This window comes from Melissospora conviva (assembly GCF_049523535.1).
Lineage (GTDB): Bacteria > Actinomycetota > Actinomycetes > Mycobacteriales > Micromonosporaceae > Melissospora > Melissospora conviva.
Window position 1 is genome coordinate 88,472 of the sequence record NZ_JBLLDT010000007.1, and the last position, 22,910, is coordinate 111,381.

Consider the following 22,910-nt stretch of genomic DNA (forward strand, 5'->3'; position numbering starts at 1 on the left):
CGTGAGGAGCGCTATACGGCCCGCAGTTCGACCAGGGCGACCTCCGGCGGCGCGCCGACGCGGACCGGCGGACCCCAGAAGCCGGCCCCGTTGGTGACGAAGAGCTTCGTCCCGTCGACCTCGCCCAGCCCGGAGACGACCGGCTGCTCGAGCCGGACCAGCAGGTTGAACGGGACGATCTGCCCGCCGTGGGTGTGCCCGGAGAGCTGCAGATCCACCCCGTAGCGGGCCGCCTCGTGGGCCTGCACCGGCTGGTGCGCCAGCAGCACCACCGGCCGGGACGGATCCCGGTCGGCGAGCGCGGCGGCGTAATCCGGGCCGGCGGCCACCCCGACCCCGTCGGCGGAGACGTCGTTGACCCCGGCCAGGTCGAGCACCCCGGCCGGCGTACGGATCTCGGCGCGCTCGTTCTGGAGCACCCGCAGACCGATCCGGTCGAGTTCGGTGACCCACTCCTCCACGCCGGCGTAGTACTCGTGGTTGCCGGTGACGAAGTAGCTGCCGTAGCGGGAGCGCAGGTCGCGCAGGGGTTCGGCGGCCGGCCCCAGTTCGGCGACGGGCCCGTCGACCAGGTCGCCGACGATCGCCACCAGGTCGGCGTCGAGCCGGTTGACCGCGGCGACGATCCGTTCGGTGTGCGCCCGGCCGAGCAGCGGTCCGAGGTGGATGTCGGACACGGTGGCGATGCGCAGCCCGTCCATGCCGCGGGGCAGCTTCGCCAGTGGCACCGGCACCCGGTGGATGCGGGGCGCGCCGGTGGCGGTCCGCACGCCGTACCCGGTCAGGCCGGCGGCGGTGAGCCCGGCGAAGATCGCCGCGCCGCGGGCGAGCAGCAGGCGACGCTGCGGATCCGGGGCGGCGCCGTCGCGGTCGGCCCCGGTGGGCGGCGCCGCGCCGTCGGAGGTGCCGGCATCGGCGGGACCGGTGGCGCTGTCGGTGGGCGCGTCGCCCGGGCTGCCGGGCTCCGCGTCCCGGCCGGCGGGGACGGGCGCCTCGCCGGGTCCGGCCGGCTGCGCGGCAGTGCCGGCTTCGGCCACGGCCACCCGTACGGGCATCGCGTCAGCGGCCGGCGCGGCGACCGTGGTCCGGCGTCGCGCCTGCCGGCGCAGCGTCAGCCGGGCCACCAGCATCGGCAGCTCCAGCACCAGCAGCACGACCAGCAGGTAGAACATGACCGCGATCCAGAGGTAACCGGGCCAGGCCAGCCAGCTCAGCTGCTCCACGCCGCCCATCGTGCCGATCATGGTGGCTGGAACGAGGAGCGTGAGCAGGAGCGCGGCGATGCCGCCGGCGCGGCGCAGCGGACCGGGGCGGGTGGTGTCGCGGACGAGCCGCCACCAGATATAGAGGTGGATGAGGCCGAGCAGCACCACCACCGTGCCGACGAATGCCAGCGCAATCACCCCGTCCAGGCTCTCGTTCAGCCGCCCGCGAAGGGAGGCAGCACGTCGACCGTGGCTCCACCGGGCAGCGGCGTGTGACGATCATGCCAGGTGGTGCCGTCGACCAGAAAACTCGCCACGGTCAGTACCGCCGCGAGTTTCGGGCCGTGGCGGCGGGAGAGCACGGCGATCAGATCGTCGAGTCCGCAGTCGGCGGGAAGCAGCTCCTGGCCATCGGCGGCCGGCACCGTCCCGGCATCGGCCGGTGGCCTCTCCGCGGCGCCGACGGCAAGCGTCTCCTCGGTGCGGCCGGCGGCGGCGCGGGCGCCGGCGTAGTACCGGACGATGACCGGCACGCGCTCAACCACCGATCGCCGACATCGGCCGCGACGGTTGCAGGAACGACGGATCGTCGATGCCGTGCCCGGCGCGCTTGCCGGCCATCGCGGCCCGCCAGCGCCGGGCCAGCTCCTCGTCGTCGGCGCCGGCGCGCAGCGCCCCGCGCAGGTCGGACTCCTCGGTGGCGAAGAGGCAGGCGCGCACCTGCCCGTCGGCGGTGAGCCGGGTGCGGTCGCAGTCACCACAGAACGGCCGGGTGACGCTGCCGATCACGCCGACCCGCAGCCCGTCGCCCCCCGCCACCAACCAGGTCTCGGCGGGTGCGCCGCCGCGGGGGGCCGGGTCGGGCAGCAGGGTGAACTCGGCCCGCAGCGCGGCGAGGATCTCGGTGGCCGTCACCATCCGGGCGCGGTCCCAGCCGTGCTGGGCGTCGAGCGGCATCTGCTCGATGAAGCGCAGCTCGTAGGAGTTGGCCAGGGCGAAGCGCAGCAGCGCGGGCGCCTCGTCGTCGTTGACCCCGCGCAGCAGCACCGAGTTGATTTTCACCGGCCGCAGACCGGCCTCCCGGGCGGCCGCGAGTCCGGCGAGCACGTCGTGGTGGCGGCGGCGTCGCGTCAACGCGGCGAACCGGTCGGCGTCGACGGTGTCGAGGGAGACGTTGACCCGGTCCAGCCCGGCGTCGCGCAGCGCCGTCGCGGTCCGCGCCAGCCCGATGCCGTTGGTGGTCAGCGAGAGGGTGGGCCGCGGACGCAGCGCCGCCGCCGCGGCCACGATCGCGGGCAGCCCCGGTCGCAGCAGCGGCTCACCGCCGGTGAAGCGCACCTCGGTCACCCCCAGCTGCCGCACCGCGACGGTGATCAGCCGGATCACCTCGGCGTCGGTCAGCAGGTGCGGGGCGGGCAGCCAGGGCAGCCCTTCGGCCGGCATGCAGTACGAGCAGCGCAGATTGCACCGGTCGGTCAGCGAGACCCGCAGGTCGGTGGCGACCCGGCCGAACCGGTCGACCAGGGCCGAGCCGGCCGCAACGGGGGAGTTCATCGTTCGACGTTAGCGCGTCACCCCGACAGCGCGGCCTGAGCCGTGCGGACGACCGCGTCGCGATAGACCGCGCCGAAGGCGGCGGTGTGCACCAGCAGCAACCGCAGCTGGTGCACCGGCAGCCGGGCCTGCCAGCCGTCCGCCAGCGGCCACTGCTGCTGATAGCCGGCCAGGATCCGGTCCAGGTAGGGCGCGCCGCCGAAGAGTGCGAGGTCGGCGAGGTCGGTCTCGCGGTGCCCGCCCTGGGCAGCCGGGTCGATCAGCCGGACCCGGCCGTCGGCGGCCCAGAGCAGGTTGCCCGGCCAGAGGTCACCGTGGATGCGGGCCGGCGGCTCGTCGCCGCCGTACTCACCGAGGCGGTCGACCACCCGCTCGACCAACGCCGCGTCAGCGGGGCCGAGGGCGCCGTTGTCGACACTGCGCCGCAGGTACGGCAGGAGCCGGCGCTGGGCGAACCACTGCGGCCACGGTCCCGCATCGAGGGTGTTGTCCTGCGGCAGGACGCCGATGAAACCGGTCCAGTCGGCGCCGAACGCCGGTGCGCCGCTGCGGTGCAGTAGCGCCAGCTCCCGGCCGAGGCGCAGCGCCGCCTCCTCCGACGGGGCGCCCGCTTCGATCCACTCGAGAGCGAGCAGGTCCCGGGTGGCGACCAGCACCTCCGGTACGGCCACCGCCCGCGACTCGCCCAGCCAGCGCAGCCCGGCCGCCTCGGCCGCGAAGAAGCCCTCCGGCGCCGTACCGGCGGGCCAGGTCTTGGCGAACAGCGAGGTGCCGTCGTCGAGGGTGAGCCGAGCGGCGGCACAGCTGTCGCCGCCGCCGACGGGTGTCTCGCGGATCCGCTGGTGGGTGAGGAAGATCGGCAGCTGGGTGGGGTGTTCCCGCAGGTGGGCCAGATCCATCAGCGCAACATAGCCTTTTGCGGCGAACCGCGGATCGCGGACCCGGATTCAGGTAAGGATGAGCCATGGCCGAAGTCCGCATCCGCTCGTACGGTCCGGCCGACCGCGCGGCCGGCCTGCGGCTCTGGGGCGAGCTGGTCCGCCAGGAGCAGGAGCTGTACGGCGAGGAGTCGTACGGAACCTCCTTCGAGGAGTATCTGACCCGGCTGGAGCTCTCCGGAGTGTGGGTCGCCGACCATGATCCGGACGGCGTGATCGGGCTGGCCGGGCTGGTGCTCGACGGTGCCCGTGGCCGGGTCGAACCGGTGGTGGTGACGGCCCGGCACCGCGGGCGCGGCGTCGGCCGGGCGCTGCTGCGACAGGTCGCCGAGCACGCCGGCCGCCGTGGCCTGCGACAGCTGCTGGTGGCGCCGCAGACGCGCAACCAGGCCGCGCTGCGCTGCCTGCACGCCGCCGGCTACGACCGGCTCGCCGCTGTCGAGCTCGCCATGGACCTGGGGGATGCCCGAAGGTCGGCCGCGCCGCCGGTCGGGCTGCACGACCTGCAGTTCCGGTCCTGATCCGCGCCCCCGTCGGGCCGCGCGGCCGGTGGAGAAACCGCACCGTACGGGTCGTTCCCGCAGTGCGCGAGCCGCCGGCAGCCTGTGGACGGCGCGCGTGTCGTCCACAGGGTCTCGGCACGGGGTGGCCGGCGCAGCAGGCTGACGACCATGACATCCATCGACAAGGCGAAGCTCGCCGTGCGAAGTCCGGCGGACCTGATCGCCGCCGTGCCCTACCTGCTCGGCTTCCATCCCGCGCAGAGCCTGGTGGTGACCGCGATGCGCGGCGAGCGGCTGGTCTTCGCCGCGCGTTGCGACCTGCCGCACGGCGACCCGGCTCTGCGGCAGAGCGCCGACTATCTGGTGGCGGTGCTGCGCCGGCAGCAGTCGGAGGCGGTCCTGCTGCTGGGCTACGGCGCGCCCGAGGAGGTGACCCCGGCCGTCGACGCGGTGCGCGCCGCCTGCGCCGACGCGGGGATCGTCGTCTTCGACGCCCTGCGGATCACCGGGTCGCGCTACTGGTCGTACCTCTGCGACGAACCGTCCTGCTGCCCGGCCGAGGGGGCGCTCTTCGACCCGGCGGCCTCGGCGGTGGCGGCGGCTGCCGTCTTCGCCGGCGAGGTCGCCCTCCCCGACCGGGAGAGCCTGGTCGGGGAGCTGGCGCCGCTGACCGGCAAAGCCCGGGAGGCGATGCGACTCGCCACCGCCCGCGCCGAGGAGCGGCTCGTCGAACTGCTCGCGGGTGCCGGCCGCCGCGATCTGCCGGGCGACTGGGCGCTGCGCGCGGCGGGCGCCGACGCGGTGGCGGGCGCGCTGGCGCGGCGGGACGCCCCGGAGCGGCTCACCGACGACGAGGTGGCCTGGCTGAGCCTGCTCCTGGCCCACGTCCCGGTACGCGACCACGCCTGGGAGCGGATCGACGACGACGAGCGGCAACTGGCGCTCTGGACCGCACTGCTGCGCCGGGTCCAGCCCGACCTGGCGGCGGCCCCGGCGGCGCTGCTCGGCTTCGCCGCCTGGCGGGCGGGGCGGGGAGCGCTCGCCGCGGTGGCGGTGGAGCGGGCGTTGCAGGCCTGCCCGCAGTACTCGCTGGCGCTGCTGCTGGACGAGATCCTGCGCAACGGTGTGGCGCCCGCGGTGCTCGACGGGTGGCCGCAGTTCGATCAGCCGGCCGGCAGCCGTACCCGCTGTGATCCGGTGTAGACGTTCATGGTGGCGCCGCGCAGGAACCCGACCAGGGTCATCCCCGCCTCATGGGCCAGGTCGACCGCGAGGGTGCTCGGCGCGGAGACGGCCGCGAGCAGCGGCAGCCCCGCCATCCACGCCTTCTGGGTCAACTCGAAGCTGGCCCGCCCGGAAACCATCAGCAGCCGGCCCCGCAGTGGCAGTTGTCCCTCACGGACGGCCCAGCCGACGACCTTGTCGACGGCGTTGTGCCGCCCGACGTCCTCCCGTACCACGATCGGCTCGCCATCGGCGGTGAAGATCCCGGCCGCGTGCAGCCCGCCGGTCCGCGCGAAACCCCGCTGCGCGGCGCGCAACCGCTCCGGCAGCGCCGCCAGCACCGTCGCGTCGACGGCCAGCGCGTCATCGGCCACGGCGAACCGCGACCGGGTACGCACCGAGTCGATGCTCGCCTTCCCACAGACCCCGCAGGAACTCGTGGTGTAGAAGTTCCGGCTCGGATCGACCGCCGGGGCCGGCACGTCCGCGCCGAGCACCACATCCACCACGTTGTAGGTATTCGGCGTCTCGGCGCCGGCGCAGAGCTGTGCCGTACGGACGTCGGCGGCGTCGCGGATCACGCCTTCGGTCAGCAGGAAGCCGATGGCCAGATCGAGGTCGTGCCCGGGGGTGCGCATCGTCACGGCGAGCGGAGCGCGCCGCCCCGGCCCGGCCGCGCCGACCCTGATCTCCAGCGGCTCCTCGGCGGCGAGGCTGTCCGGCCGCCGGGTGGCCACCCGGTCACCGCCCAGGTCGATCCGCAGGATTTCGCGTCGGTCACCGGCTCGTCCCATGCCGCCATCCTGCCTGTTGCGGCCCCGCTCAGGGCGGACGGCCGCGTCGGCGCGGGCGTACGAGTACTTCCACGGCCGCGTCGGCGCGGGCGTACGGATGCGTCCATGGCGGCCCGACACGGGCGTCGGCCGTTACCGTGGCGGGGTGGAGGGCTACGCGGCGGTGGTGCTCGCCGGTGGTGCGGGCCGGCGCCTGGGCGGGGTGGACAAGTCCCGCCTGCCGGTCGGCGGGCGGCCCATGCGCGAGCACGTCCTCGACGCGGTCGCCGACGCCAGGCCGCGGATCCTGGTGGGGCCCGGTCCGGCGCCCGCCGGGGTGCTTGCGGCCCGTGAGGAGCCGCCCGGTTCCGGTCCGGTGCCGGCCACCGCCGCCGGGCTGGCGCTGCTCGGTCCCGAGGTGGCCGAGGTGGCGCTGCTCGCGGTCGATCTGCCGCTGCTCACCGCCGCGGCGGTGACCGCGCTGCGGGTACGGCTGGCGGTCGGCGACTGCGACGGCGTCTGCTACCGCGACGACCGGGGCCGGCGCCAGCAGCTCTGCGGGGTGTGGCGGGTCGCCGCGCTGCGTGCCGCGTTCGACCGGCTGCGGCACGAGCGCGGCCCGGAACTCGCCGGGGCATCGATGCGGGCGCTGCTGGCCGGGCGCACGATCGCCGAGATCGACCCGACTGGAGACGGCCCGCCCCCCTGGTTCGACTGCGACACCGCCGAGGACGTACGCCGGGCGCAGGGCTGGTCGGCCTGAGTGGTGCGGCCGCCGCGGAGACGGGGGAGTGCCCTCGCCTCGGGTTGAGTTTCGTCGCCGCACCCTGGGTAGGGTGTGGCTGACGGACGGAGGCGATCATGACCGCAGCACACCCCTCGGTGCCGGCGGACGACGCGCCGGGAGAGCCCGGAAACGAACCGGCGCCGGCCCGGCAGGCGGCGCCCGCGCAGCCCGAGTCGATTCTGCTGGACGAGCCGAGCACCGCCGATCTGCGCGTCAAGGTGACCGAGGCCTGGCAGGAGTTCGCCCGGGCGCTGGCGGCGTGCCTGCCGAACCTGCCGGTCGGCGGCCGTATCGATCTGACCCTGGACCCGACGGCCTCCGGCACCGACGACGCCGTCTACTCGATCCATGTGGAGGCCACGCAGGAGCAGCTGCTGCTCGCGCGGGCCGTGGGCAACTCGGTGCTTCCCGAGGGCTTCCGGCTCGACCGCTCCGCGGTCGCCGACATGGTGGCGCTGGGCTGGTCACCGCCGGGTGTGGTGACCGGCTCCGCGGAGCACTTCGGCCTGCTGGTCTCCGCCGCCGACGCGACCCGGCTGGCGGCGACGATCTCCCGGACCCTGCGTGACGTCTACGGCGCGCCCCACCCGGCCTTCCTGGTCTACCTGGTGCGCGACCGCGCGGACGAGCCGATCCCGGTGGGGCCGCTCGGCCTGGCGCGGGCGGACCTGCCGCACGACCTCGACGGTGAACTCGACGAGGCGCTCGCGGCCGCGGTGCGGATCGCCGAGCCGGAAGCCGGCGACGTCGCCGAGCTGGCCGAGGCGGTCCACACCGTCGTCTCCACGATGATGAAGTCGAACGCCGACCAGGTGCACGTCGACTCCGACGGCGACATCAACATCCGGGCCGGCTCGGCGATGGTCTTCGTCCGGGTCCGCGACAACCCGCCACTGGTCGACGTCTTCTCGCCGGTGCTGACCCAGGTCGAGCCGACCGAACGGCTCTACGTCAAGCTCTCCGAGCTGACCAACCGGATGCCGATCGGGCGCCTCTACTGCACCGACGACACCGTCTGGGCCTCGATCCCGGTCTTCGGGCGCAACTTCCAGCCCGCCCACCTGATGCTCGCCGTGCAGGTGATGACCGGCCTCGCCGACGAACTCGACGACCGGCTGCACGGCGAGTTCGGCGGCAAGCGCTTCTTCGGCGAGGAGAAGCCGGTACGCGCCGAGGGCGAACACCGCACCGGCATGTACCTCTGACCACGCGGAGCACCCACCTCGCGACGCTGCGGCGACCTCCTGTCGCGCCGGTTCGGCGTACCGGTGGGGCTGGCTAGAATCTGTGCCCGCCGTCGCGTTGATGATCGGCGGGACCAAGCGAAAGAGCGGGCATGGCTGTCTACAGCACACAGCGGCTGCGCGGACTTCGGGTGGTGGTCACCGGTGGGGGAACCGGAGGGCACACCTATCCGGCGCTGACCACGATCCGGACCCTCAAGGCGCGGCTGTCCGATGCGGGCACCGAGCCGGAACTGCTCTGGGTGGGGGTCTCCCACGGGCTGGAGGCCCGCATCGCCCGGCAGGAGGGCATCCCCTTCAAGGCGATCACCACCGGCAAGCTGCGCCGATCGCCGAACCTCAAGGAGATCGGCCGCAACATCGCCGACGCCTTCCGGATCCCCTTCGGCCTGCTCCAGGCCGTCGCCGTGGTCGTCCGCACCCGTCCGGCCGTGGTCCTCTCCACCGGCGGGTACGTAGCGGTGCCGATCGGGGTGGCCGCCTGGCTGACCCGCCGGCCGCTGGTGATGCACGAGCAGACCCTGGCGCTGGGGCTGGCCAACCGGATCCTGGCCCGGCTGGCCACCCGGATCCTGCTCAGCCACGAGTCGTCAGTCGCGCACCTGCCGGCCCGGGCGCGTTCCCGCGCGGTGGTGACCGGCAACCCGGTACGCCCCGAGGTCTTCACCGGCGACCCGCGCCGCGCCGCCGCCCGGTACGACTTCGAACCCGGCCTGCCACTGCTCTACGTCACCGGTGGCGCGCAGGGCGCGGTGCAGGTGAACAACCTGATCGCCGAGATCCTGCCGGACCTGCTGCCGTACTGCCAGGTGCTGCACCAGTGCGGCGAGTACTCCTTCGACCGGATGCGCCAGCTCGCCGCCTCCCTGCCGTCGCACCTGGCGCACCGCTACCGGGTGGTCGACTACGTCCACGACGAACTTCCCGATGTGCTCGCCGCCGCGGACGTCGTGGTGGCCCGCAGCGGCGCGGGCACCGTCGCCGAGCTGACCGCGCTCGGCAAGGCCTGCGTCTTCATCCCGCTCATTCCGACCAGCGGCGACGAGCAGCGGCGGACGGCCGCCCACCTGGCCGCCGACGGCGCGGCCCGGATGCTCGCCGCCGGCGACGCCACGCCGGCGCGGCTGCGTGCCGAGGTGCTCGCGCTGATGCAGGACCCGGCGCTGCGCGAACAGCTGGCGCGGGCGGCGGCGCGGCACGGCCGGCCCGCCGCGGCGGCGGCCGTCACCAGCGAACTACTCGACGCCGCCGGCCGCGGCTGACCGCGACCGCCGGAGCCCTGCATCGTCCGGCCGTCAGGCGGCGCCCCCGCACGGCCCGGCCGTCAGGGCGAGTTGTTCGGCCGTCAGGCCGCGCCCCCGCATCGCCGGGATGTCAGGGCGAGTTCCCGCCGGTGTCAGGCCCGCTCGGGCGGGTGGGTGTCGGTAGCGGCGACCGTCGGCGACTCCACCAGGCGGGAGAGCACGATGGTGCTGCGGCTCGAGGTCACGAAAGGCTCGGCGCGCAGCCGCTCCAGCGCCTCCTCCAGGTGCGCGATGTCCGCTGCCCGCAGGTGCACCAGCGCGTCCGCCTCGCCGGAGACGGTGTAGGCGCCGACCACCTCGGGATGCCGCCGGGCGGCGGCCCGGATCTGCGCCGGGGTGGTCCGGCCCGCGCAGTACAGCTCCACGAATGCCTCCGTCGCCCAGCCGACCGCGGCCGGGTCGACGACCGCGGTGAAGCCGCGGATGATGCCGGCCGCGCGCAACCGGTCGACCCGCCGCTTCACCGCCGGCGCCGAGAGCGACACCCGGGCGCCGATCTCCGCGAACGACGATCGGGCGTCGGCCACCAGCAACGCAACGATCCGCTGATCTACCTCGTCCATCTGCAACGTTCCACCCTCGTTACGCAATGCCCACGGCTGTTTTTGCTGGTGTGACCGTACCTAGCCTTGAGGTTCGTGACGGAGCAGAGGACACCACCCATGACGCGCGAGTACCTGATGTGCCCGCCGCAGCACTTCGCCGTGGAGTACGCCATCAATCCGTGGATGGACCCCGCGGTGGAGGTCGACCGCGAGCTGGCAGGCAAACAGTGGGAGCTGCTGCGCGTCACGCTCACCGACCTCGGCCACACCGTCCACGTGCTCCCGGCCCGCGCCGGGCTGCCCGACATGGTCTACGCCGCCAACGGTGCGTTCTCGGTGGACGGCACCGTCTACGGTGCCCGGTTCCGGCATCCACAGCGCCGCTCCGAGGCCGCCGCCCACCACCGGTTCTACCTCGACCGCGGCTGGACCTACATCCCGGCGAGCGAGACCAACGAGGGAGAGGGCGACTTCGCGTACGTGCCCGGGGTGGCCGGCGGGGTGATCCTGGCCGGCTACGGCTTCCGCACCGATCCGGCGGCGCACGCCGAGGCGCAGGAGGTGCTCGGCCGTCCGGTCGTCTCGCTGCGGCTGGTGGATCCGCGCTTCTACCACCTCGACACCGCCCTGGCGGTGCTGGACGAGCACCGCATCGCCTACTTCCCCGGCGCGTTCTCCACGGCCGCACAGCGGGTACTGGCGCAGCTCTTCCCCGACGCGGTGCTGGCCGACGACGCCGACGCGCTCGCCTTCGGCTTGAACCTGGTCAGCGACGGCCGGCACGTGGTGCTCAACAGCGCCGCGACCGGTTTGGCGCAGCGGCTCGCCGCCGCCGGGTACCGGCCGGTCGCAGTGGAGCTGACCGAGCTGCGCAAGGGCGGCGGCAGCGTCAAGTGCTGCGTCGCCGAACTCCGCCCGGCGCCACCGCAGACCTGATCAGCCGCCGCCCGCGCCCGGCATCGCACCGCCGCCCGCGCCTGGCCGCCGCGGCACCGCCCGCGGCCGGCGCCGGGCCGGGATCAGCCGAGCGCGGCCAGTTCGTTGACGAGCACGTTGGCGTGCACCCGGCCGTCGCGCTGCACGTTGCGCAGGTACCACTTCTGCTGCGGCGTACGGACCTGGTTGAACTGCCACGACCCGCGCGGGCTGTCGATCTGGCCGATCCGGCCGAGCGCCAGGTTGATCTGCTGCGGGTCGGAGGCGGGCCCGGCCAGCCGGATCGCCTTGTCCAGCACCTGCGCCGCGTCGTACGACGCCATGGCGTACGTGGTCGGCGAGGTGTTGTAGGCCTTGCGGAAGGACGAAACGAAGCGCCGGTTGGCCGCGTTGTTGATGTCGGTGGAGTAGTTGAGGGCGGTCTTGATCCCGGCGCTCTCCCGATCCTTGAGTTCGTCGAGGACGCTGCCCTCGGTGAGGAAGCCCGGACCGTAAATGGTCTTGGCGTAGCCGGCGGCGCGCAGCTGCTTGACGAACTGCACCGCGGCCGTGCCGGAGTAGTAGCAGAAGATCGCGTCCGGGCGCTGCTGCAGGGCGCTGTTGATGGCGCCGCGGAAGGCGGTGCGGCTCGGTTCGAGGTCGCCGGTCGTCCAGACCACGGTGCCGGAGAGGCGGGAGTCACCGATACCGAAGGCCTCCCGGAAGCCCTCCACGATGCCCATCGTGCGCAGGTCCTCCGGCGCGACGATGACCACCCGGCCGCCGGCCGGCAGCTCCCGGGCGATGTACGGGGCGAGGGCCCGGCTGGGCTCGTCGAGCACGTAGGAGGTGCGCCAGATGTAGACGACGCTCTGCAGGCTCGGTGCGGAGGCGTTCGAGGCGATGAGCGGCACCCGGGCCTGCTCGACGGTGTCGCGCACGGCGCTGAGTGCGGCGGCGCCGGCGATGCCGGTCAGGGCGTGCACATTCTGCTGCAGCAGCCGCTCGACGGCGCTGCGCGCGGAATCCGGAGTCTCGCCCTCATCGGCGGTGATCAGCTCGACCCGCCGGCCGCCGAGGAGCTGGTCCTGCCCGTCGAGGAAGAGCCGGAAGCCGTTGCCCATCTCGTCGCCGACCGGCTTGTGTCCCCCGTTCTGGGGCGTGATCAGGCCGATCTTGATCGGTTGGGCCGCGGTGTCGTCGTCGCCACCCCATCCGCAAGCGCCGGCGAAGCCGGCCACGCCGAGGGCGCCGAGCGCCTTGAGTACCCGTCTGCGGTCCATCTGCGACACCGGTCGTCCCTCCCAAGCGTTTGCCGGGCGGCCTCGCAGCCCCCACGGCGTTGTACCCGTTTTGGCAGGCCGCGTCAACGACTAGCGATCATCGTGCATCGACTGCAACGCGGTGACGACGGTGGACCAGCTGGGGGAAAGCGGATCGATCAGGCCGAAATGCTCGCATTCGGGCAGTTCGATCAATTGGACGTCGGCGTCCGCGGCGCGGGCCGCCGCCACGTAGGAGCGGCTCATCGCCGGCGGTACCTGTTCGTCGCGCAGGCCGTGCACGACCACGGTCCGGACCGGGATCGGCGTCAGCGCCACCGGATCGGTGGCGGCGTACCGCCCGGGGAGCTCCTGTGGACCGCCGCCGAGCAGCGCCGCGACGGCCCCGTCGTCCAGGTCGTCGCGGTACGCCCGGGCGAGGTCCGCCACCGGGGCCAGCGCCAGCACCCCGGCGACCAGCTCCGGTGCCCGGGCCGCACACCAGAGCGCCAGCTGCCCGCCCGCGGAGTGCCCGAGCAGCAGCACCGGCGCGTCCGCGCGGAACCGGGGCAGCAGCGCCGCGGCCGCCGCCGGTGCGGCGCGGACGGCGTCGAGCGCGTCGTCGAGGGTGCCCGGCCAGCCGCCGCCCGGCGAGCCGGTGCGGCGGTACTCGATCTGGGCCACCGGGTAGCCGAGCGCGGCCAGCGCGGCGGCGAGCGGGCCGGTGTGGGTCCGGTCGTACTCCGCCCGCCAGAACCCGCCGTGTACGACGATCACCAGCGGCCGGGAAGCGCCGCCGTCGACGGCGGCCGGCGCGCGCAGGTCGAGCACCTGGTCCGGATGCGGGCCGTAGGCGACGGTCCGGTCGGCGGGCGGCGCGGGCCGGGTCAGCACGGCACGGGGATCGGGCACGCCGACGACGGTAACCGGTACCGGCGGGCGGAGGTACCGGGTGTTGCGGGAAGATGGCGGGATGACCGAAGCCACACCGTCACCCGAGAAGAACGACGACGACACCACTTCGGCGAGCGGCAGCCGCTCCGGAACCGTCGTGGTGGTCGGGCCGGACGGCCGCCCTCTCGGCACCGTCCAGACCGACGGCGAGTCCGGCGGCAACGAGGACCCGGCCCGCCTCATCGAGCAGCCCGCGAAGGTAATGCGGATCGGCAGCATGATCAAGCAGCTGCTGGAGGAGGTGAAGGCCGCCCCGCTCGACGAGGCGAGCCGGCACCGGCTGCGCGAGATCCACGAGCGCTCGATCGTCGAGCTGGAGGACGGACTCGCGCCGGAGCTGCGCGACGAGCTCAAGCGCATCTCGCTGCCCTTCGCCGAGGAGGCCACGCCGAGCGAGGCGGAGCTGCGGATCGCCCAGGCCCAGCTGGTCGGCTGGCTGGAAGGGCTCTTCCACGGCATCCAGGCCGCGCTGGTCGCGCAGCAGATGGCGGCCCGGATGCAGCTGGAGCAGATGCGTTCCGGCGGCCGGCAGGCACTGCCGAGCGGACCGGGTGGTCTGGTGCCGGGCATCGGCGGCATGCCGGGCGCTCCGGGCCCCGGCGGCAACGACGGCCACAGCACCGGCCAGTACCTCTGACCGGAGCAACGCCCGGCCGGCACCCGGGCAGCGCGGGTCAGCCGGCCGGCAGGCAGCGGTCGAGGTAGGCGGCGACCCCGTCGGCGTGGTTCGCCGCGGTGACCTCGTCGGCGATCGCGAGCACCGCCGGGTGCGCGTTGGCCATGGCCACGGCGCGCCCGGCCCAGCTCAGCATCGGGATGTCGTTCGGCATGTCCCCGAAGGCGAGCACGCCGGCCGGGCCGATACCGCGCTGCTCGCAGTACCAGGCCAGCCCGGCGGCCTTGGTGACCCCGGCGGCGGAGATCTCCACCAGCCCCGAGTTGGAGGAGTGGGTGGCTTCGGCCAGCCCTTCGATCGCCTTCGAGACGAGCTCCACGAAGGCGTCCGGGGTGTGCAGGTCGGAGCGGGCCAGCAGCTTCACCGCGGGCGCGGCGAGCAGCTCCTCGGGGGTGGTCACGGCCCGGACGGCCTCGTGGTCGGCATCCCAGCGGACCGGGTACTCCGCCTCGTGCCGCAGGTGCCGCCCCTCGGCCACCTCGACGGCGAAGCTCACCCCCGGCACCGCCTCGCGCAGCCGGCGGGCCACCTCGCCGAGCAGTTCCGGCGCGAGCGGATCGGCCCGCACCACCGAATCGGTCAGCGGGTCGTAGACGACCGCTCCGTTGGCGCAGACCGCCGGCAGCGGCGTGCTCAGCTGCGCGTAGACCAGCGGCAGCCAGCGGATCGGCCGGCCGGTCACCAGCACCACCGGGATACCGGCAGCGCTCACCCGCGCCAGCATCTCGTTGGTACGCGCACTGATCGTGTGGTCGTCACCGAGCAGCGTGCCGTCGATGTCGGTGGCCACCAGCCGGGGTACGTCGCTCATCCGCGGGACAGTAGCCGATCGAGGTAGACCGCTACCCCGTCGTCGTCGTTGCGCAGGGTCACGTCGTCGGCGACCGCCCGTACGCTCGGGTGGGCGTTGGAGACGGCGACCCGGCCCCAGCCGGCCCAGGCGAACATCGGCAGGTCGTTGGGCATGTCCCCGAAGACCAGCACCTCGGCCGGGTCGATGCCCAGCGCCCGGGCCACCACGTCCAGGCCGGTCCCCTTGTCCACCCCGGGCGGGGTGATCTCGATGAAGCCCAGCCCGGCCTGGGTCACCGTCGCCTGCTCGGCGGGCACCAGGTCGCGGGCGATCTCCAGCAGGTGGTCGACGTGGTGCGTGCCGGTCCGGACGAACGCCTTGATCGGGTCGGTGGAGAGGCAGTCGGCGCGGCTGCGGACCTCGAACCGCTCCGGGTACGGCCAGGTCGGGTCGAAATCCCCCCAGAGCGGCGCGTCGTGGGTGTCCATCGCCTCGACGAAGACGGTGAGCGGTCCCACCTTCGCCTCCAGCCGGGCCAGGATCTCCGTCAGCGTCGCCGCGGAGAGCCGCTCGTCGCGGAGCACCACCGGCGCTCCCGGCCCGCTCTGGTCGACGACCCGGCCGCCGCCGGCGAGGACCAGGAAGTCGGCGGCGCGGATGTCGTTGCGGGTGAGCTCGGTCAGCCGCGGACCGCGGCCGGTCGCCGCCACCACCGGAATGCCGGCGTTGCGGACCTGGTCCAGAACCTCGTGGGTGTAGGCGGAGACGGTCTCGTCGCTGCGTACGAGGGTGCCGTCGAGGTCGGTGGCGATCAGCTTGGGCAGACCGGTAAGGGGCATCTGGTTCCTCCTCCTACCCGCCGCGCACCGGGGAAAGTGCTGCTCGACCCGGATCGTGCGACGGGCAGCAAGGGTATCTCGCCCGAAATGCACCGGCCACGGCTTCGGCGGTGAACACCGAACGACACGACGTCCGCCGTCGTCCCTTCCGCGGTCGGAGCGCGCGCAGTGCCGGATTCGGTTAGCGTCAGGACATGCCTATCCGTACCGCATCCGCACGTTGGCAGGGCGATCTCGCCGCAGGTTCCGGCACCATCCGCACCGGCAAGGGCGGCTACGAGGGGAACTACTCCTTCAAGTCGCGTTTCGAGGAGGGGGAGGGCACCAACCCCGAGGAGCTGATCGGCGCCGCGCACGCCGGCTGCTTCTCGATGGCCTTCTCGAAGTTGCTCGCCGAGGCCGGCTTCACCCCGACGTCGGTCGAGACCACCGCCAAGGTGCACCTGGACAAGACCGACGCCGGGATGACCGTGACCCGCATCGAGCTGGAGACCCTCGGCGAGGTCCCCGGCATCGACGAGACGACCTACCAGAAGCTCGCCGAGGAGGCGAAGGCGAACTGCCCGATCTCCCGGCTGCTCGCCCCGGGCGCGCAGATCTCGCTGAACGCCGGGCTCGCCGCCTGATCCACCACGACCCTGCCGGCCGCCGTCGCGCCGGCAATTGATCCACTGCCCGGTCCCGGTACGACGTGACGCCGTACCGGGATCGGGCACAATTGCCTGCGTGCCGGTGGAGATGAGTCGGGAACGCTTCGAAGAGCTGGTCGGCGAGGCGCTCGACGAGGTGCCCGAGGCCCTGCTGCGGCTGATGGACAACGTGGTGATCCTCGTCGAGGACGAGCCGCCCGCGGGCGAGGCGGAGCTGCTGGGCCTCTACGAGGGGCACGCGCTCACCGAACGGGGCTGGGACTACGCCGGCGTCCTGCCCGACCGGATCTTCATCTACCGCAATCCGACCCTGCGCTGCTGCGACTCGGAGGAGGACGTGGTCGAGGAGGTGGCGGTCACGGTCGTCCACGAGATCGCCCATCACTTCGGCATCGACGACGCCCGGTTGCATGACCTCGGCTGGGCTTGAGCCCCGATTTTCCCCGCTATCGGCAATGATCCGATCACTTGATCGGCGACCCGCAGGAGCACTGATGGCCGCAGCCACCCCAACCGGCGACGATCCCGGCTCGGTGGAGATCTGGCCGATGAAAGACGACGAGGCCGACATCTCCGCAGTCCTGTCGATCTACCAGGAGGGGCTCGACGGGGGCCTGGCGAGCTTCGAGACGCAGGCGCCGGACTGGGAACGTTTCGACGCGGCCCACCTGCCCGCGCACCGGTTCGTCGCGGTGGACGCGGTCAGTGACGCGGTACTGGGCTGGGTCGCCGTCGCCCCGATCTCGGCCCGGGCCGTCTACGCCGGTGTGGTCGAGCACTCCGTCTATGTCGGTGCCGCGGCCCGCGGACGCGGTGTGGGGAAAGCCCTGATGGCAGCCCTGATCGAGTCGGTCACCGCCGCCGGGATCTGGACCCTGCAGGCCGCGGTCTTTCCGGAGAACACCTCGAGCCTGGCCCTGCACCGGGCGGCCGGATTCCGGGTGGTCGGCGTCCGGGAGAGGATCGCCCGCCGCGACGGCGTCTGGCGCGACGTACTGCTGCTGGAACGCCGCAGTCCGGAGATCGACTGACCGTTCCGGGGCCGGGAAGGGCGGTCTTCAGTCCGGCCGGCCGGCCCGCAGCCCTGCCAGCCACCGGGCCGCCTCGGCGTAGTCGGCGTCGGTCAGCCCCGGCGCCACGACCGGCTCGGTGTCGTCGCCGCCGGCCCACCGGTGCCGCGGGTACGACCCGAGGAAACGCAGGTCGGCGCAGACCCGCCGCAGCCCCTGCAGGGCCTCGCCGAGCCGTGCCTCGCCGACGTGTCCGGCGCAGTCGAGGAAGAAGACGTACCGGCCGAGCCCTTCACCGCTGGGACGGGACTCGATCCGGCTCAGGTTCACGCCCCGGACGGCCAACTCGGTCAGGACCGACAGCAGCGCGCCGACCCGGTCGTGGGAGATGTAGACCGCAAGCGACGTGACGTCGTCGCCGGTCGGCGCCGGCGGTGGTCCGGGCCGGGAGACGAGCACGAAACGGGTTACGGCGTCCGGATGGTCGGCGATCCGCTCGGCGAGCCGCACCAGCGACTGCCCGTCGGCGCCGATCGGCGCGCAGATCGCGGCGTCCTGCTCGCCCTTGGCGGCGGCCTGCGCGGCGGCCCCGTTGGAGAGCACGTCGATCACCACCGCCTCCGGCACGTGGCGGCGCAGCCAGCCCCGGCACTGGGTGGAGGCCTGCGGGTGGGCGGCGACGCTGCGTACGGCGGCCAGGTCGATCCCGGGGCGGGCGGCGAGGACGAAGTCGACCGGGATCACCACCTCGCGGACGATCATCAGCGGATCACCGTCGATCATCTCGTCGAGGGTCACGCCGACCGCCCCGCCGACGGAGTTCTCCAGCGGCACCAGAGCGGCGTCCGCCGTGCCGGCGCGCACCGCCTCCAGCGCCTCCGGCACGCTGCGCACCGGCCGGTGCCCGGGCGCGTCGGAGACGAGGCGCAGCGCCTGCTCGGAGAAGGTGCCCTCGGGTCCGAGATAGACGTAGCGGGTCGCGGGGTTTGCCGGCATGTCGTTCAGCCTACGCATCGCCCTCGTCGGCGGTGGCGCCGTCGCAGGCGAGCGCGGCGATCCCCGGGGGCGCCTCGGCGCGGATCTGCGGGGTGCAGAGATCGGTGCCGGCGGTCACCACCCGCAGGGCGTCCGGTTCGCCCCTGGTGATCACCTGGAGGGAGCCGTGGCCGGGTGCGCTCAGGACGGTGAACTGCCAGCCGGCGGCGCAGAGCGGACCCGAGGTGACAGTCACGGCGGTGTCCGGTCCGAGGACGCCGCGAGGTCCGCGCAGCAGCGCCAGCAGGGTCTGGGCGTCGGGCTTTCCGGCGCAGTCGCGGGCCGGCGGCCCGGTGCGCGACGGGGTCGGCACCGGGGCGCCGCTGGGCTGCCCGCCGGGAACGGCCGGAGCACCCGGAACGGCGGGGCCGGGCGCCGACGGGACGGCCGGCGCGCCCGCGGCGGGAGGCGGGAACGTCGGTGCCGGGCTGATCGTGGGCGTCGGGGTTGCCTGCTCCACACCCGGCGCGGGCGTGATCGGGGCGACCGCCGGGGGCGTGCCGCAGCCCGCGAGCAGGGCCGCCAGCGCCGCCGGGGCGAGCAGCATCGGCAGGGTGGGACGCGGTGCGGTACGACGCGGCATGGGCGGCGATCCTCGATATCGACGAACGTGGAAGTCGATTATCACCGAGGGGGCGAGCAGGGTCAGCAGGAGGCGACAGGCTCGCTGACCCGGTGCCCGGCGTCGCGCAGCGCGGCGATCGCGTCGGCGACGCGTACCGACGGGACGAGCAGGTAGTCGGTGTCGAAGGTCGAGAAGGCCAGGTTGTCGACGCGGGCCTCGGCCAGCGGTACGGCGAGCCGGGCCAGCACGCCGGTGGCGACCACGTCCAGCGGGCCCGGCACGGCCAGGCAGCGCCACGGCGTCTCGACGATCGCGTCGGCGGGTACCTGCCGGGACGGGCAGATGATCGACACTCCCTGCGCGGCTCGGGTGACCGAGACGACGTCGTTGCCGGAGTGCACGTCGAGCAGGCCGGCGGGGATCGGCGCGCCGGTGGGCAACAGGCACACGGCGTACTCGTCCGGTAGCAGCACGATATCCAGCATCAGGGCACCCTACGGGCACGACCCGGCCGAGCCCAACCGATCTGCGGCGATCACCACATAATCGGCGCGAGGTCACACCTCTGCCAGGAAGGTGAGGGAGCCGGCGACCTCGCCGCGGCGGAGCACCGGTGTCGAGATGGCGTCGAGGGTGCGGTCCCGGTCGGCGCCGTTGCCGCGGCAGACCCGCAGCAGCCCGCGGGCCAGCCGGCCGGAGGAGAGGGCGAGCAACGGCGGGATCTTGTCCACCTCCTGCTCGGTGAGGTCGCAGCGGGAGGCGGTGAAGTCCAGCAGGCGCAGGCCGCCGGCGAGCAGCGGGCGGCCGATGATCTCGGCGGGGGAGCCGAAGCCGAGGACCGCGCAGCCGCTGGCCGAGATCGCCGAGACTGTCGTCCGGGCGTCGATCAGCAGGCAGGGCTCCTCGGCGTCCCGGACGGTGCTGCCCCAGTCGCCGAGGCCCCGAGGGCAGGGCGGCACGTCGTCGGCGAGGGTGAGGACCTCCGAGAGTGCGAGCTCGAGATGGGCCACCGCGCCTCCTGTCAGACCTCTGGGCCGTCGACGTCAGCCGTCATGCACGCAGGCGACAACCCGGGTGCCCGCCAGCGCGCCGGCGTCGCATGGTGAACGTGACGTTACCGTGGGCTCGGTCGCTTGTCAGCGGCCGTTCGGCCCTGGGCGTACCACCCGTAGTCGTACGTGGAGGGTTGGCCGTCGGGCTGCCAGGTGGTCGGCCGCTCGGCGACGCGGGAGAGCTTCTGGGCGGTGGCCGCGCTGATCCGGTTCCCGCCGGCGACCAGCAGGCGGTCGAGGTTCTGGTGCGGTGCCACCAGGCAGCCCTTCGGCAGGCCGTAGAAGGTGATGACTCCGGCGCCGACGAAGGTCAGTGCCGGGGTGACGGGGACCTGGAGTCCGACGGCGGCGGAGATGGCCTTGCCGGCCCGTTTGGCGTCGCGTACGGCGTCGGCCACATAGGGCGGCCTTCTGCCGTCGATCTGCACGACGTCACCGGCGATCATGACGCGCGACCGGCCGTGGTCGACGACGGTGACGGCGAAGACCCCGCCGGGCCCGATGGCCAGGAAGCCCGTCCGGTCCGCGGCTCCGGGCTGGTCGAAGGGGGTGAACTGCTCCGCGAGCGGCTTGACATGCGGCCACGCGACGACGTGCCACGCGGGCCCGAGGTGCTGGAGCTGGTCGATGGCCCGCGCTCCGGCGGCCTCCATCCGGCGTACGTCACGGTCCACCCGACGGCGTCGGGCCCAGTCGAAGGGGGTGGTCGTGCGCTGCAGCGGACTCTCGCCCACGTCAGGCAGGAGTCGGTTCTGGGGGCGGGTGGGGAAGATGGACATCTCGGACCTCCGGCAAAAGGTTCCGTTGCGTCAGGGTGCCACTACCCTACGTGCGGCGTGCCGAGGGGGGAACTCGGATCGCAGCATGAGTATGGATCAATGTCGCCGGGGCCGCATCCATCCTCCGGCGCGGCGGCATCCCATGACCTACGCTGCGCTGGTGACCCACTACGTCGACAGCGAGGTCGGACGGCTCGGCACCGTACTGCTGCACCGCCCCGGTCCCGAGTTGGCGCGTCTCACTCCGCGGAACAACGACTCGCTCCTCTTCGACGCCATCCCATGGGTCGCGCGGGCGCAGGAGGAGCACGACGCCTTCGCCGCGGCGCTGCGCGACCACGGCGTCGAGGTCCTCTACGTGGCGGAGCTGCTCGCCGAGACCCTCGCCGTGCCGGCGGCCCGCGAGGAGCTGACCGGCAGCGTCCTCGCCGACCCGCGGCTCGGCGACACGCTGCGCCGCCGGGTCGCCGACCACCTGACCTATCTGGACCCGGCGGCGCTCGCCGAGGTGCTGATCGCCGGGCTCGCCCACGAGGAGCTGCACACCACCCGCTCGCGCCCCGGCGGGCTGGTCTACACCCTGATGGACCGGCACGACTTCGTCATCGACCCGCTGCCGAACCTGCTCTTCACCCGTGACTCGTCGTTCTGGGTGGACGACCGCGCCGGGGTGACCAGCCTGGCGATGCCGGCCCGTCGCCGGGAGACGACCCTGACCAGCGCCATCTACCGGCACCACCCGCGCTTCGTCGGCACCGACTTCGTCTACCGGCCCGACCTCGAGCATCTGGAGGGCGGCGACGTGCTCCTGCTGGCGCCCGGCGTGCTCGCCGTCGGCGTCGGCGAGCGGACCACCCCGGCCGGCGCCGAGCGGCTGGCCCGGCAGGTCTTCGCCGCCGGTCTCGCCCACACGATCCTGGTGGTGCCCGTCGCCCAGGAACGGGCGACCATGCACCTGGACACCGTCTGCACCATGGTCGACGTCGACGCGGTGCTGATGTATCCGAACGTCGCCCACAGCCTGATGGCGTACACCGTCGTCGCGGGCGAGGATGGCGAGCCGCAGGTCGACGGCCCGGCGCCCTTCCTGCGGGCGGCGGCCGACGCGATGGACCTGGACGTGCTGCGGGTGATCGACACCGGGCTGGACCCGGTCACCGCCGAGCGGGAGCAGTGGGACGACGGCAACAACACCCTCGCCATCGCCCCCCGCATCTGCGTCGGTTACGAGCGCAACGTCGAGACCAACGCCCAGCTGGAGCGGGCCGGCATCCAGCTCATCCGGATCTCCGGCTCCGAGCTGGGCACCGGCCGCGGCGGCCCGAGATGCATGTCCTGCCCGCTGGTCCGCGAACCGCTCGCCACCGTCCGCCCGGCGTGAGATGTCGCGTCAGCGCAGCGTGAGCTGCCGGCCGAGCAGGCCCTGCCGGGCCCGGCGGGCGGCCGCGTCCAGCGGACCCTCGACGGTCAGCGCCTCGGCGTAACGCTTCGCCACCTCCGTGAGCGGCCCCTCCCAGTGCGCGGCGGGCAGCTCCTCGGGCAGGTCCCAGACCGGCACGAGCCGCCCGTGGGCCCGGAACATCCCGGCGAAACGCGTCCCCTCGCCGAGCGTCAGCGTCCCCGCGGCGGCGAGCCGGGAGAGCGCGTCGAGAGCGGCGTCCTCCCCCTGCGGCAGCACCCAGCGCACGTGCGCCTTCTCCGGCACCCGGCACCAGTACGCGGCCGGCGCCGACTCCATCCGCACCGTCGGGTAGATGGCGGCGTTGGCGCGCTCAAGCGACGCCTGAACGGAGGGATCGTCGGTGGCGCCCGGGTCGAGCCAGAACTCGAACCCGGAGTGCATGGTGATCTCCAGCGGCCCGTCGATGAGGATGTCCTGCAGCCGCGGCCCGGGACCGGGCAGCGGCGGGACGGCGACCTGGTTGCCGGGTTCGGTCCGCAGCGCGCAGAGCAGCGCCTCGGCCAGGTCCCGGGAGACATCACCGGACTGGTCGTGGCGCTGCAGGCCGAGGAAGACCCGCCCGTCCGGCTTGGTCATCGCCGGCGCGGCCATCGGCAGCACGGTGGCGAGGGTGACGGGCCGGTCGCCGTACTCGGCCACCAGCTCCGGGCTCAGCCGCAGCGGGGCCGACGCCGCCGGCACCAGCTCCCGCAGCGCGATCCATTCCGGTTCGTCGGCCAGCCCTTCGAAGGGGCGGGGCGAGAAGAGGTCGATGACCTTCTCGCGCTTGGGTGCGGTACCGGCCGACCGGGAGTTCTTCCGACGCTTGCTCACGGGCAGAGAGCCTAGGCGGTCAACCTGA

27 protein-coding genes are annotated in these 22,910 nt (G+C 73.6%); 11 read left to right on the forward strand and 16 right to left on the reverse strand.

Annotation, left to right across the window (positions count from 1 at the left end; genetic code table 11):
* Window positions 1-11: 11 nt before the first annotated feature.
* Genes ACK8GG_RS16605 through ACK8GG_RS16620 form a run of 4 tightly spaced genes read right to left on the reverse strand, consistent with a single transcriptional unit; the run spans window position 12 to window position 3,658 of the window.
* On the reverse strand, window positions 12-1,400 hold the full coding sequence (locus ACK8GG_RS16605; RefSeq protein ID WP_440354735.1) for a metallophosphoesterase: 1,389 nt from the start codon (window positions 1,398-1,400) through the stop codon (window positions 12-14).
* A gap of 20 nt (window positions 1,401-1,420) precedes the next feature.
* Window positions 1,421-1,738 carry a MoaD/ThiS family protein gene (locus ACK8GG_RS16610; RefSeq protein ID WP_440356743.1) on the reverse strand — a complete coding sequence of 106 codons (318 nt, stop codon included), beginning with the start codon at window positions 1,736-1,738 and terminating at the stop codon, window positions 1,421-1,423.
* Between the two features lie 4 nt (window positions 1,739-1,742).
* A complete protein-coding gene (gene moaA, locus ACK8GG_RS16615; RefSeq protein ID WP_440354615.1) occupies window positions 1,743-2,759 on the reverse strand; it encodes a GTP 3',8-cyclase MoaA in 1,017 nt (338 codons plus the stop codon).
* Window positions 2,760-2,776: 17 nt separating this feature from the next.
* On the reverse strand, window positions 2,777-3,658 hold the full coding sequence (locus ACK8GG_RS16620) for a fructosamine kinase family protein (protein ID WP_440356744.1): 882 nt from the start codon (window positions 3,656-3,658) through the stop codon (window positions 2,777-2,779).
* Window positions 3,659-3,723: 65 nt separating this feature from the next.
* Here ACK8GG_RS16620 and ACK8GG_RS16625 point away from each other — a divergent pair, with 65 nt between their 5' ends.
* Window positions 3,724-4,218, forward strand: a complete 495-nt coding sequence (locus ACK8GG_RS16625) for a GNAT family N-acetyltransferase (RefSeq protein WP_440356745.1) — start codon at window positions 3,724-3,726, stop codon at window positions 4,216-4,218.
* Window positions 4,219-4,368: 150 nt separating this feature from the next.
* Window positions 4,369-5,403: a DUF4192 domain-containing protein gene (locus ACK8GG_RS16630; RefSeq protein WP_440351245.1), complete on the forward strand. Its 1,035-nt coding sequence runs from the start codon at window positions 4,369-4,371 to the stop codon at window positions 5,401-5,403.
* Here the strand turns inward: ACK8GG_RS16630 and fdhD are convergent.
* Window positions 5,364-6,218: a formate dehydrogenase accessory sulfurtransferase FdhD gene (gene fdhD / locus ACK8GG_RS16635; protein ID WP_440351244.1), complete on the reverse strand. Its 855-nt coding sequence runs from the start codon at window positions 6,216-6,218 to the stop codon at window positions 5,364-5,366. The genes ACK8GG_RS16630 and fdhD overlap by 40 nt on opposite strands.
* Before the next feature lie 145 nt (window positions 6,219-6,363).
* Between fdhD and mobA the strand changes: the two genes are divergently transcribed.
* The 3 genes from mobA to ACK8GG_RS16650 all read left to right on the forward strand — a co-directional run bounded on the left by mobA (window position 6,364) and on the right by ACK8GG_RS16650 (window position 9,490).
* Window positions 6,364-6,960: a molybdenum cofactor guanylyltransferase gene (gene mobA / locus ACK8GG_RS16640; protein ID WP_440356746.1), complete on the forward strand. Its 597-nt coding sequence runs from the start codon at window positions 6,364-6,366 to the stop codon at window positions 6,958-6,960.
* Window positions 6,961-7,058: 98 nt separating this feature from the next.
* Window positions 7,059-8,189, forward strand: coding sequence for a T3SS (YopN, CesT) and YbjN peptide-binding chaperone 1 (locus ACK8GG_RS16645; protein WP_440351242.1), 1,131 nt, complete (start codon window positions 7,059-7,061; stop codon window positions 8,187-8,189).
* A 131-nt stretch (window positions 8,190-8,320) separates the two neighbouring features.
* Window positions 8,321-9,490: a UDP-N-acetylglucosamine--N-acetylmuramyl-(pentapeptide) pyrophosphoryl-undecaprenol N-acetylglucosamine transferase gene (locus ACK8GG_RS16650; RefSeq protein ID WP_440354619.1), complete on the forward strand. Its 1,170-nt coding sequence runs from the start codon at window positions 8,321-8,323 to the stop codon at window positions 9,488-9,490.
* A gap of 134 nt (window positions 9,491-9,624) precedes the next feature.
* On the opposite strand, the gene ACK8GG_RS16655 is transcribed toward ACK8GG_RS16650, so the two are convergent.
* On the reverse strand, window positions 9,625-10,101 hold the full coding sequence (locus tag ACK8GG_RS16655; protein ID WP_440351240.1) for an Lrp/AsnC family transcriptional regulator: 477 nt from the start codon (window positions 10,099-10,101) through the stop codon (window positions 9,625-9,627).
* A gap of 69 nt (window positions 10,102-10,170) precedes the next feature.
* On the opposite strand from ACK8GG_RS16655, the gene ddaH reads away from it, so the two are divergent.
* On the forward strand, window positions 10,171-11,013 hold the full coding sequence (gene ddaH / locus ACK8GG_RS16660; RefSeq protein WP_440354620.1) for a dimethylargininase: 843 nt from the start codon (window positions 10,171-10,173) through the stop codon (window positions 11,011-11,013).
* Window positions 11,014-11,096: 83 nt separating this feature from the next.
* Here the strand turns inward: ddaH and ACK8GG_RS16665 are convergent, their stop codons facing one another.
* The gene (locus tag ACK8GG_RS16665) at window positions 11,097-12,284 is read right to left on the reverse strand and encodes an ABC transporter substrate-binding protein (RefSeq protein ID WP_440356747.1); all 1,188 of its coding nucleotides are present in this window, start codon (window positions 12,282-12,284) and stop codon (window positions 11,097-11,099) included.
* Between the two features lie 81 nt (window positions 12,285-12,365).
* A complete protein-coding gene (locus tag ACK8GG_RS16670; protein WP_440351237.1) occupies window positions 12,366-13,166 on the reverse strand; it encodes an alpha/beta hydrolase family protein in 801 nt (266 codons plus the stop codon).
* Window positions 13,167-13,227: 61 nt separating this feature from the next.
* Here ACK8GG_RS16670 and ACK8GG_RS16675 point away from each other — a divergent pair, with 61 nt between their 5' ends.
* Window positions 13,228-13,845 carry a bacterial proteasome activator family protein gene (locus ACK8GG_RS16675; protein WP_440351236.1) on the forward strand — a complete coding sequence of 206 codons (618 nt, stop codon included), beginning with the start codon at window positions 13,228-13,230 and terminating at the stop codon, window positions 13,843-13,845.
* 37 nt (window positions 13,846-13,882) lie between these two features.
* On the opposite strand, the gene ACK8GG_RS16680 is transcribed toward ACK8GG_RS16675, so the two are convergent.
* Both ACK8GG_RS16680 and ACK8GG_RS16685 read right to left on the reverse strand, forming a co-directional pair.
* Window positions 13,883-14,695 (reverse strand): HAD family hydrolase, encoded by an 813-nt coding sequence (locus ACK8GG_RS16680; RefSeq protein WP_440351235.1) that lies wholly within the window; start codon window positions 14,693-14,695, stop codon window positions 13,883-13,885.
* On the reverse strand, window positions 14,692-15,516 hold the full coding sequence (locus tag ACK8GG_RS16685) for an HAD family hydrolase (RefSeq protein ID WP_440351234.1): 825 nt from the start codon (window positions 15,514-15,516) through the stop codon (window positions 14,692-14,694). The genes ACK8GG_RS16680 and ACK8GG_RS16685 overlap by 4 nt, the downstream gene beginning before the upstream one ends.
* A 194-nt stretch (window positions 15,517-15,710) precedes the next feature.
* Between ACK8GG_RS16685 and ACK8GG_RS16690 the strand changes: the two genes are divergently transcribed.
* From ACK8GG_RS16690 to ACK8GG_RS16700, 3 genes are all read left to right on the forward strand, one after another.
* Window positions 15,711-16,142 (forward strand): OsmC family protein, encoded by a 432-nt coding sequence (locus tag ACK8GG_RS16690; protein ID WP_440351233.1) that lies wholly within the window; start codon window positions 15,711-15,713, stop codon window positions 16,140-16,142.
* A gap of 106 nt (window positions 16,143-16,248) precedes the next feature.
* Entirely contained in the window at window positions 16,249-16,596 is a 348-nt protein-coding gene (locus tag ACK8GG_RS16695) for a metallopeptidase family protein (RefSeq protein WP_440351487.1), read from the forward strand.
* Between the two features lie 118 nt (window positions 16,597-16,714).
* Window positions 16,715-17,197: a GNAT family N-acetyltransferase gene (locus ACK8GG_RS16700; protein ID WP_440354736.1), complete on the forward strand. Its 483-nt coding sequence runs from the start codon at window positions 16,715-16,717 to the stop codon at window positions 17,195-17,197.
* A 27-nt stretch (window positions 17,198-17,224) separates the two neighbouring features.
* Here ACK8GG_RS16700 and pheA read toward each other — a convergent pair whose 3' ends face one another.
* From pheA to ACK8GG_RS16725, 5 genes are all read right to left on the reverse strand, one after another.
* Window positions 17,225-18,172, reverse strand: a complete 948-nt coding sequence (gene pheA, locus ACK8GG_RS16705; protein ID WP_440351232.1) for a prephenate dehydratase — start codon at window positions 18,170-18,172, stop codon at window positions 17,225-17,227.
* Between the two features lie 10 nt (window positions 18,173-18,182).
* Window positions 18,183-18,794: a hypothetical protein gene (locus tag ACK8GG_RS16710; protein WP_440351231.1), complete on the reverse strand. Its 612-nt coding sequence runs from the start codon at window positions 18,792-18,794 to the stop codon at window positions 18,183-18,185.
* A gap of 62 nt (window positions 18,795-18,856) precedes the next feature.
* On the reverse strand, window positions 18,857-19,261 hold the full coding sequence (locus ACK8GG_RS16715; protein WP_440351230.1) for an ACT domain-containing protein: 405 nt from the start codon (window positions 19,259-19,261) through the stop codon (window positions 18,857-18,859).
* A 72-nt stretch (window positions 19,262-19,333) separates the two neighbouring features.
* On the reverse strand, window positions 19,334-19,786 hold the full coding sequence (locus ACK8GG_RS16720; protein WP_440351229.1) for a hypothetical protein: 453 nt from the start codon (window positions 19,784-19,786) through the stop codon (window positions 19,334-19,336).
* A 104-nt stretch (window positions 19,787-19,890) separates the two neighbouring features.
* On the reverse strand, window positions 19,891-20,607 hold the full coding sequence (locus tag ACK8GG_RS16725) for a hypothetical protein (protein WP_440351228.1): 717 nt from the start codon (window positions 20,605-20,607) through the stop codon (window positions 19,891-19,893).
* Between the two features lie 157 nt (window positions 20,608-20,764).
* On the opposite strand from ACK8GG_RS16725, the gene ACK8GG_RS16730 reads away from it, so the two are divergent.
* Window positions 20,765-21,988 carry an arginine deiminase gene (locus tag ACK8GG_RS16730; RefSeq protein ID WP_440351485.1) on the forward strand — a complete coding sequence of 408 codons (1,224 nt, stop codon included), beginning with the start codon at window positions 20,765-20,767 and terminating at the stop codon, window positions 21,986-21,988.
* Between the two features lie 9 nt (window positions 21,989-21,997).
* Here ACK8GG_RS16730 and ACK8GG_RS16735 read toward each other — a convergent pair whose 3' ends face one another.
* Window positions 21,998-22,882, reverse strand: a complete 885-nt coding sequence (locus tag ACK8GG_RS16735; protein ID WP_440356748.1) for a DUF5926 family protein — start codon at window positions 22,880-22,882, stop codon at window positions 21,998-22,000.
* Window positions 22,883-22,910 lie beyond the last annotated feature (28 nt).

What these genes read in the sequence shown, in the direction of transcription:
- moaA (WP_440354615.1), bottom strand. Translation starts at nt 2,759, where the DNA reads ATGAACTCCCCCGTTGCGGCCGGCTCGGCCCTGGTCGACCGGTTCGGC.
- ACK8GG_RS16620 (WP_440356744.1), bottom strand. Translation starts at nt 3,658, where the DNA reads ATGGATCTGGCCCACCTGCGGGAACACCCCACCCAGCTGCCGATCTTC.
- ACK8GG_RS16625 (WP_440356745.1), top strand. Translation starts at nt 3,724, where the DNA reads ATGGCCGAAGTCCGCATCCGCTCGTACGGTCCGGCCGACCGCGCGGCC.
- ACK8GG_RS16630 (WP_440351245.1), top strand. Translation starts at nt 4,369, where the DNA reads ATGACATCCATCGACAAGGCGAAGCTCGCCGTGCGAAGTCCGGCGGAC.
- fdhD (WP_440351244.1), bottom strand. Translation starts at nt 6,218, where the DNA reads ATGGGACGAGCCGGTGACCGACGCGAAATCCTGCGGATCGACCTGGGC.
- ACK8GG_RS16645 (WP_440351242.1), top strand. Translation starts at nt 7,059, where the DNA reads ATGACCGCAGCACACCCCTCGGTGCCGGCGGACGACGCGCCGGGAGAG.
- ACK8GG_RS16650 (WP_440354619.1), top strand. Translation starts at nt 8,321, where the DNA reads ATGGCTGTCTACAGCACACAGCGGCTGCGCGGACTTCGGGTGGTGGTC.
- ACK8GG_RS16675 (WP_440351236.1), top strand. Translation starts at nt 13,228, where the DNA reads ATGACCGAAGCCACACCGTCACCCGAGAAGAACGACGACGACACCACT.
- ACK8GG_RS16680 (WP_440351235.1), bottom strand. Translation starts at nt 14,695, where the DNA reads ATGAGCGACGTACCCCGGCTGGTGGCCACCGACATCGACGGCACGCTG.
- ACK8GG_RS16685 (WP_440351234.1), bottom strand. Translation starts at nt 15,516, where the DNA reads ATGCCCCTTACCGGTCTGCCCAAGCTGATCGCCACCGACCTCGACGGC.
- ACK8GG_RS16690 (WP_440351233.1), top strand. Translation starts at nt 15,711, where the DNA reads ATGCCTATCCGTACCGCATCCGCACGTTGGCAGGGCGATCTCGCCGCA.
- ACK8GG_RS16700 (WP_440354736.1), top strand. Translation starts at nt 16,715, where the DNA reads ATGAAAGACGACGAGGCCGACATCTCCGCAGTCCTGTCGATCTACCAG.
- pheA (WP_440351232.1), bottom strand. Translation starts at nt 18,172, where the DNA reads ATGCCGGCAAACCCCGCGACCCGCTACGTCTATCTCGGACCCGAGGGC.
- ACK8GG_RS16710 (WP_440351231.1), bottom strand. Translation starts at nt 18,794, where the DNA reads ATGCCGCGTCGTACCGCACCGCGTCCCACCCTGCCGATGCTGCTCGCC.
- ACK8GG_RS16715 (WP_440351230.1), bottom strand. Translation starts at nt 19,261, where the DNA reads ATGCTGGATATCGTGCTGCTACCGGACGAGTACGCCGTGTGCCTGTTG.
- ACK8GG_RS16725 (WP_440351228.1), bottom strand. Translation starts at nt 20,607, where the DNA reads ATGTCCATCTTCCCCACCCGCCCCCAGAACCGACTCCTGCCTGACGTG.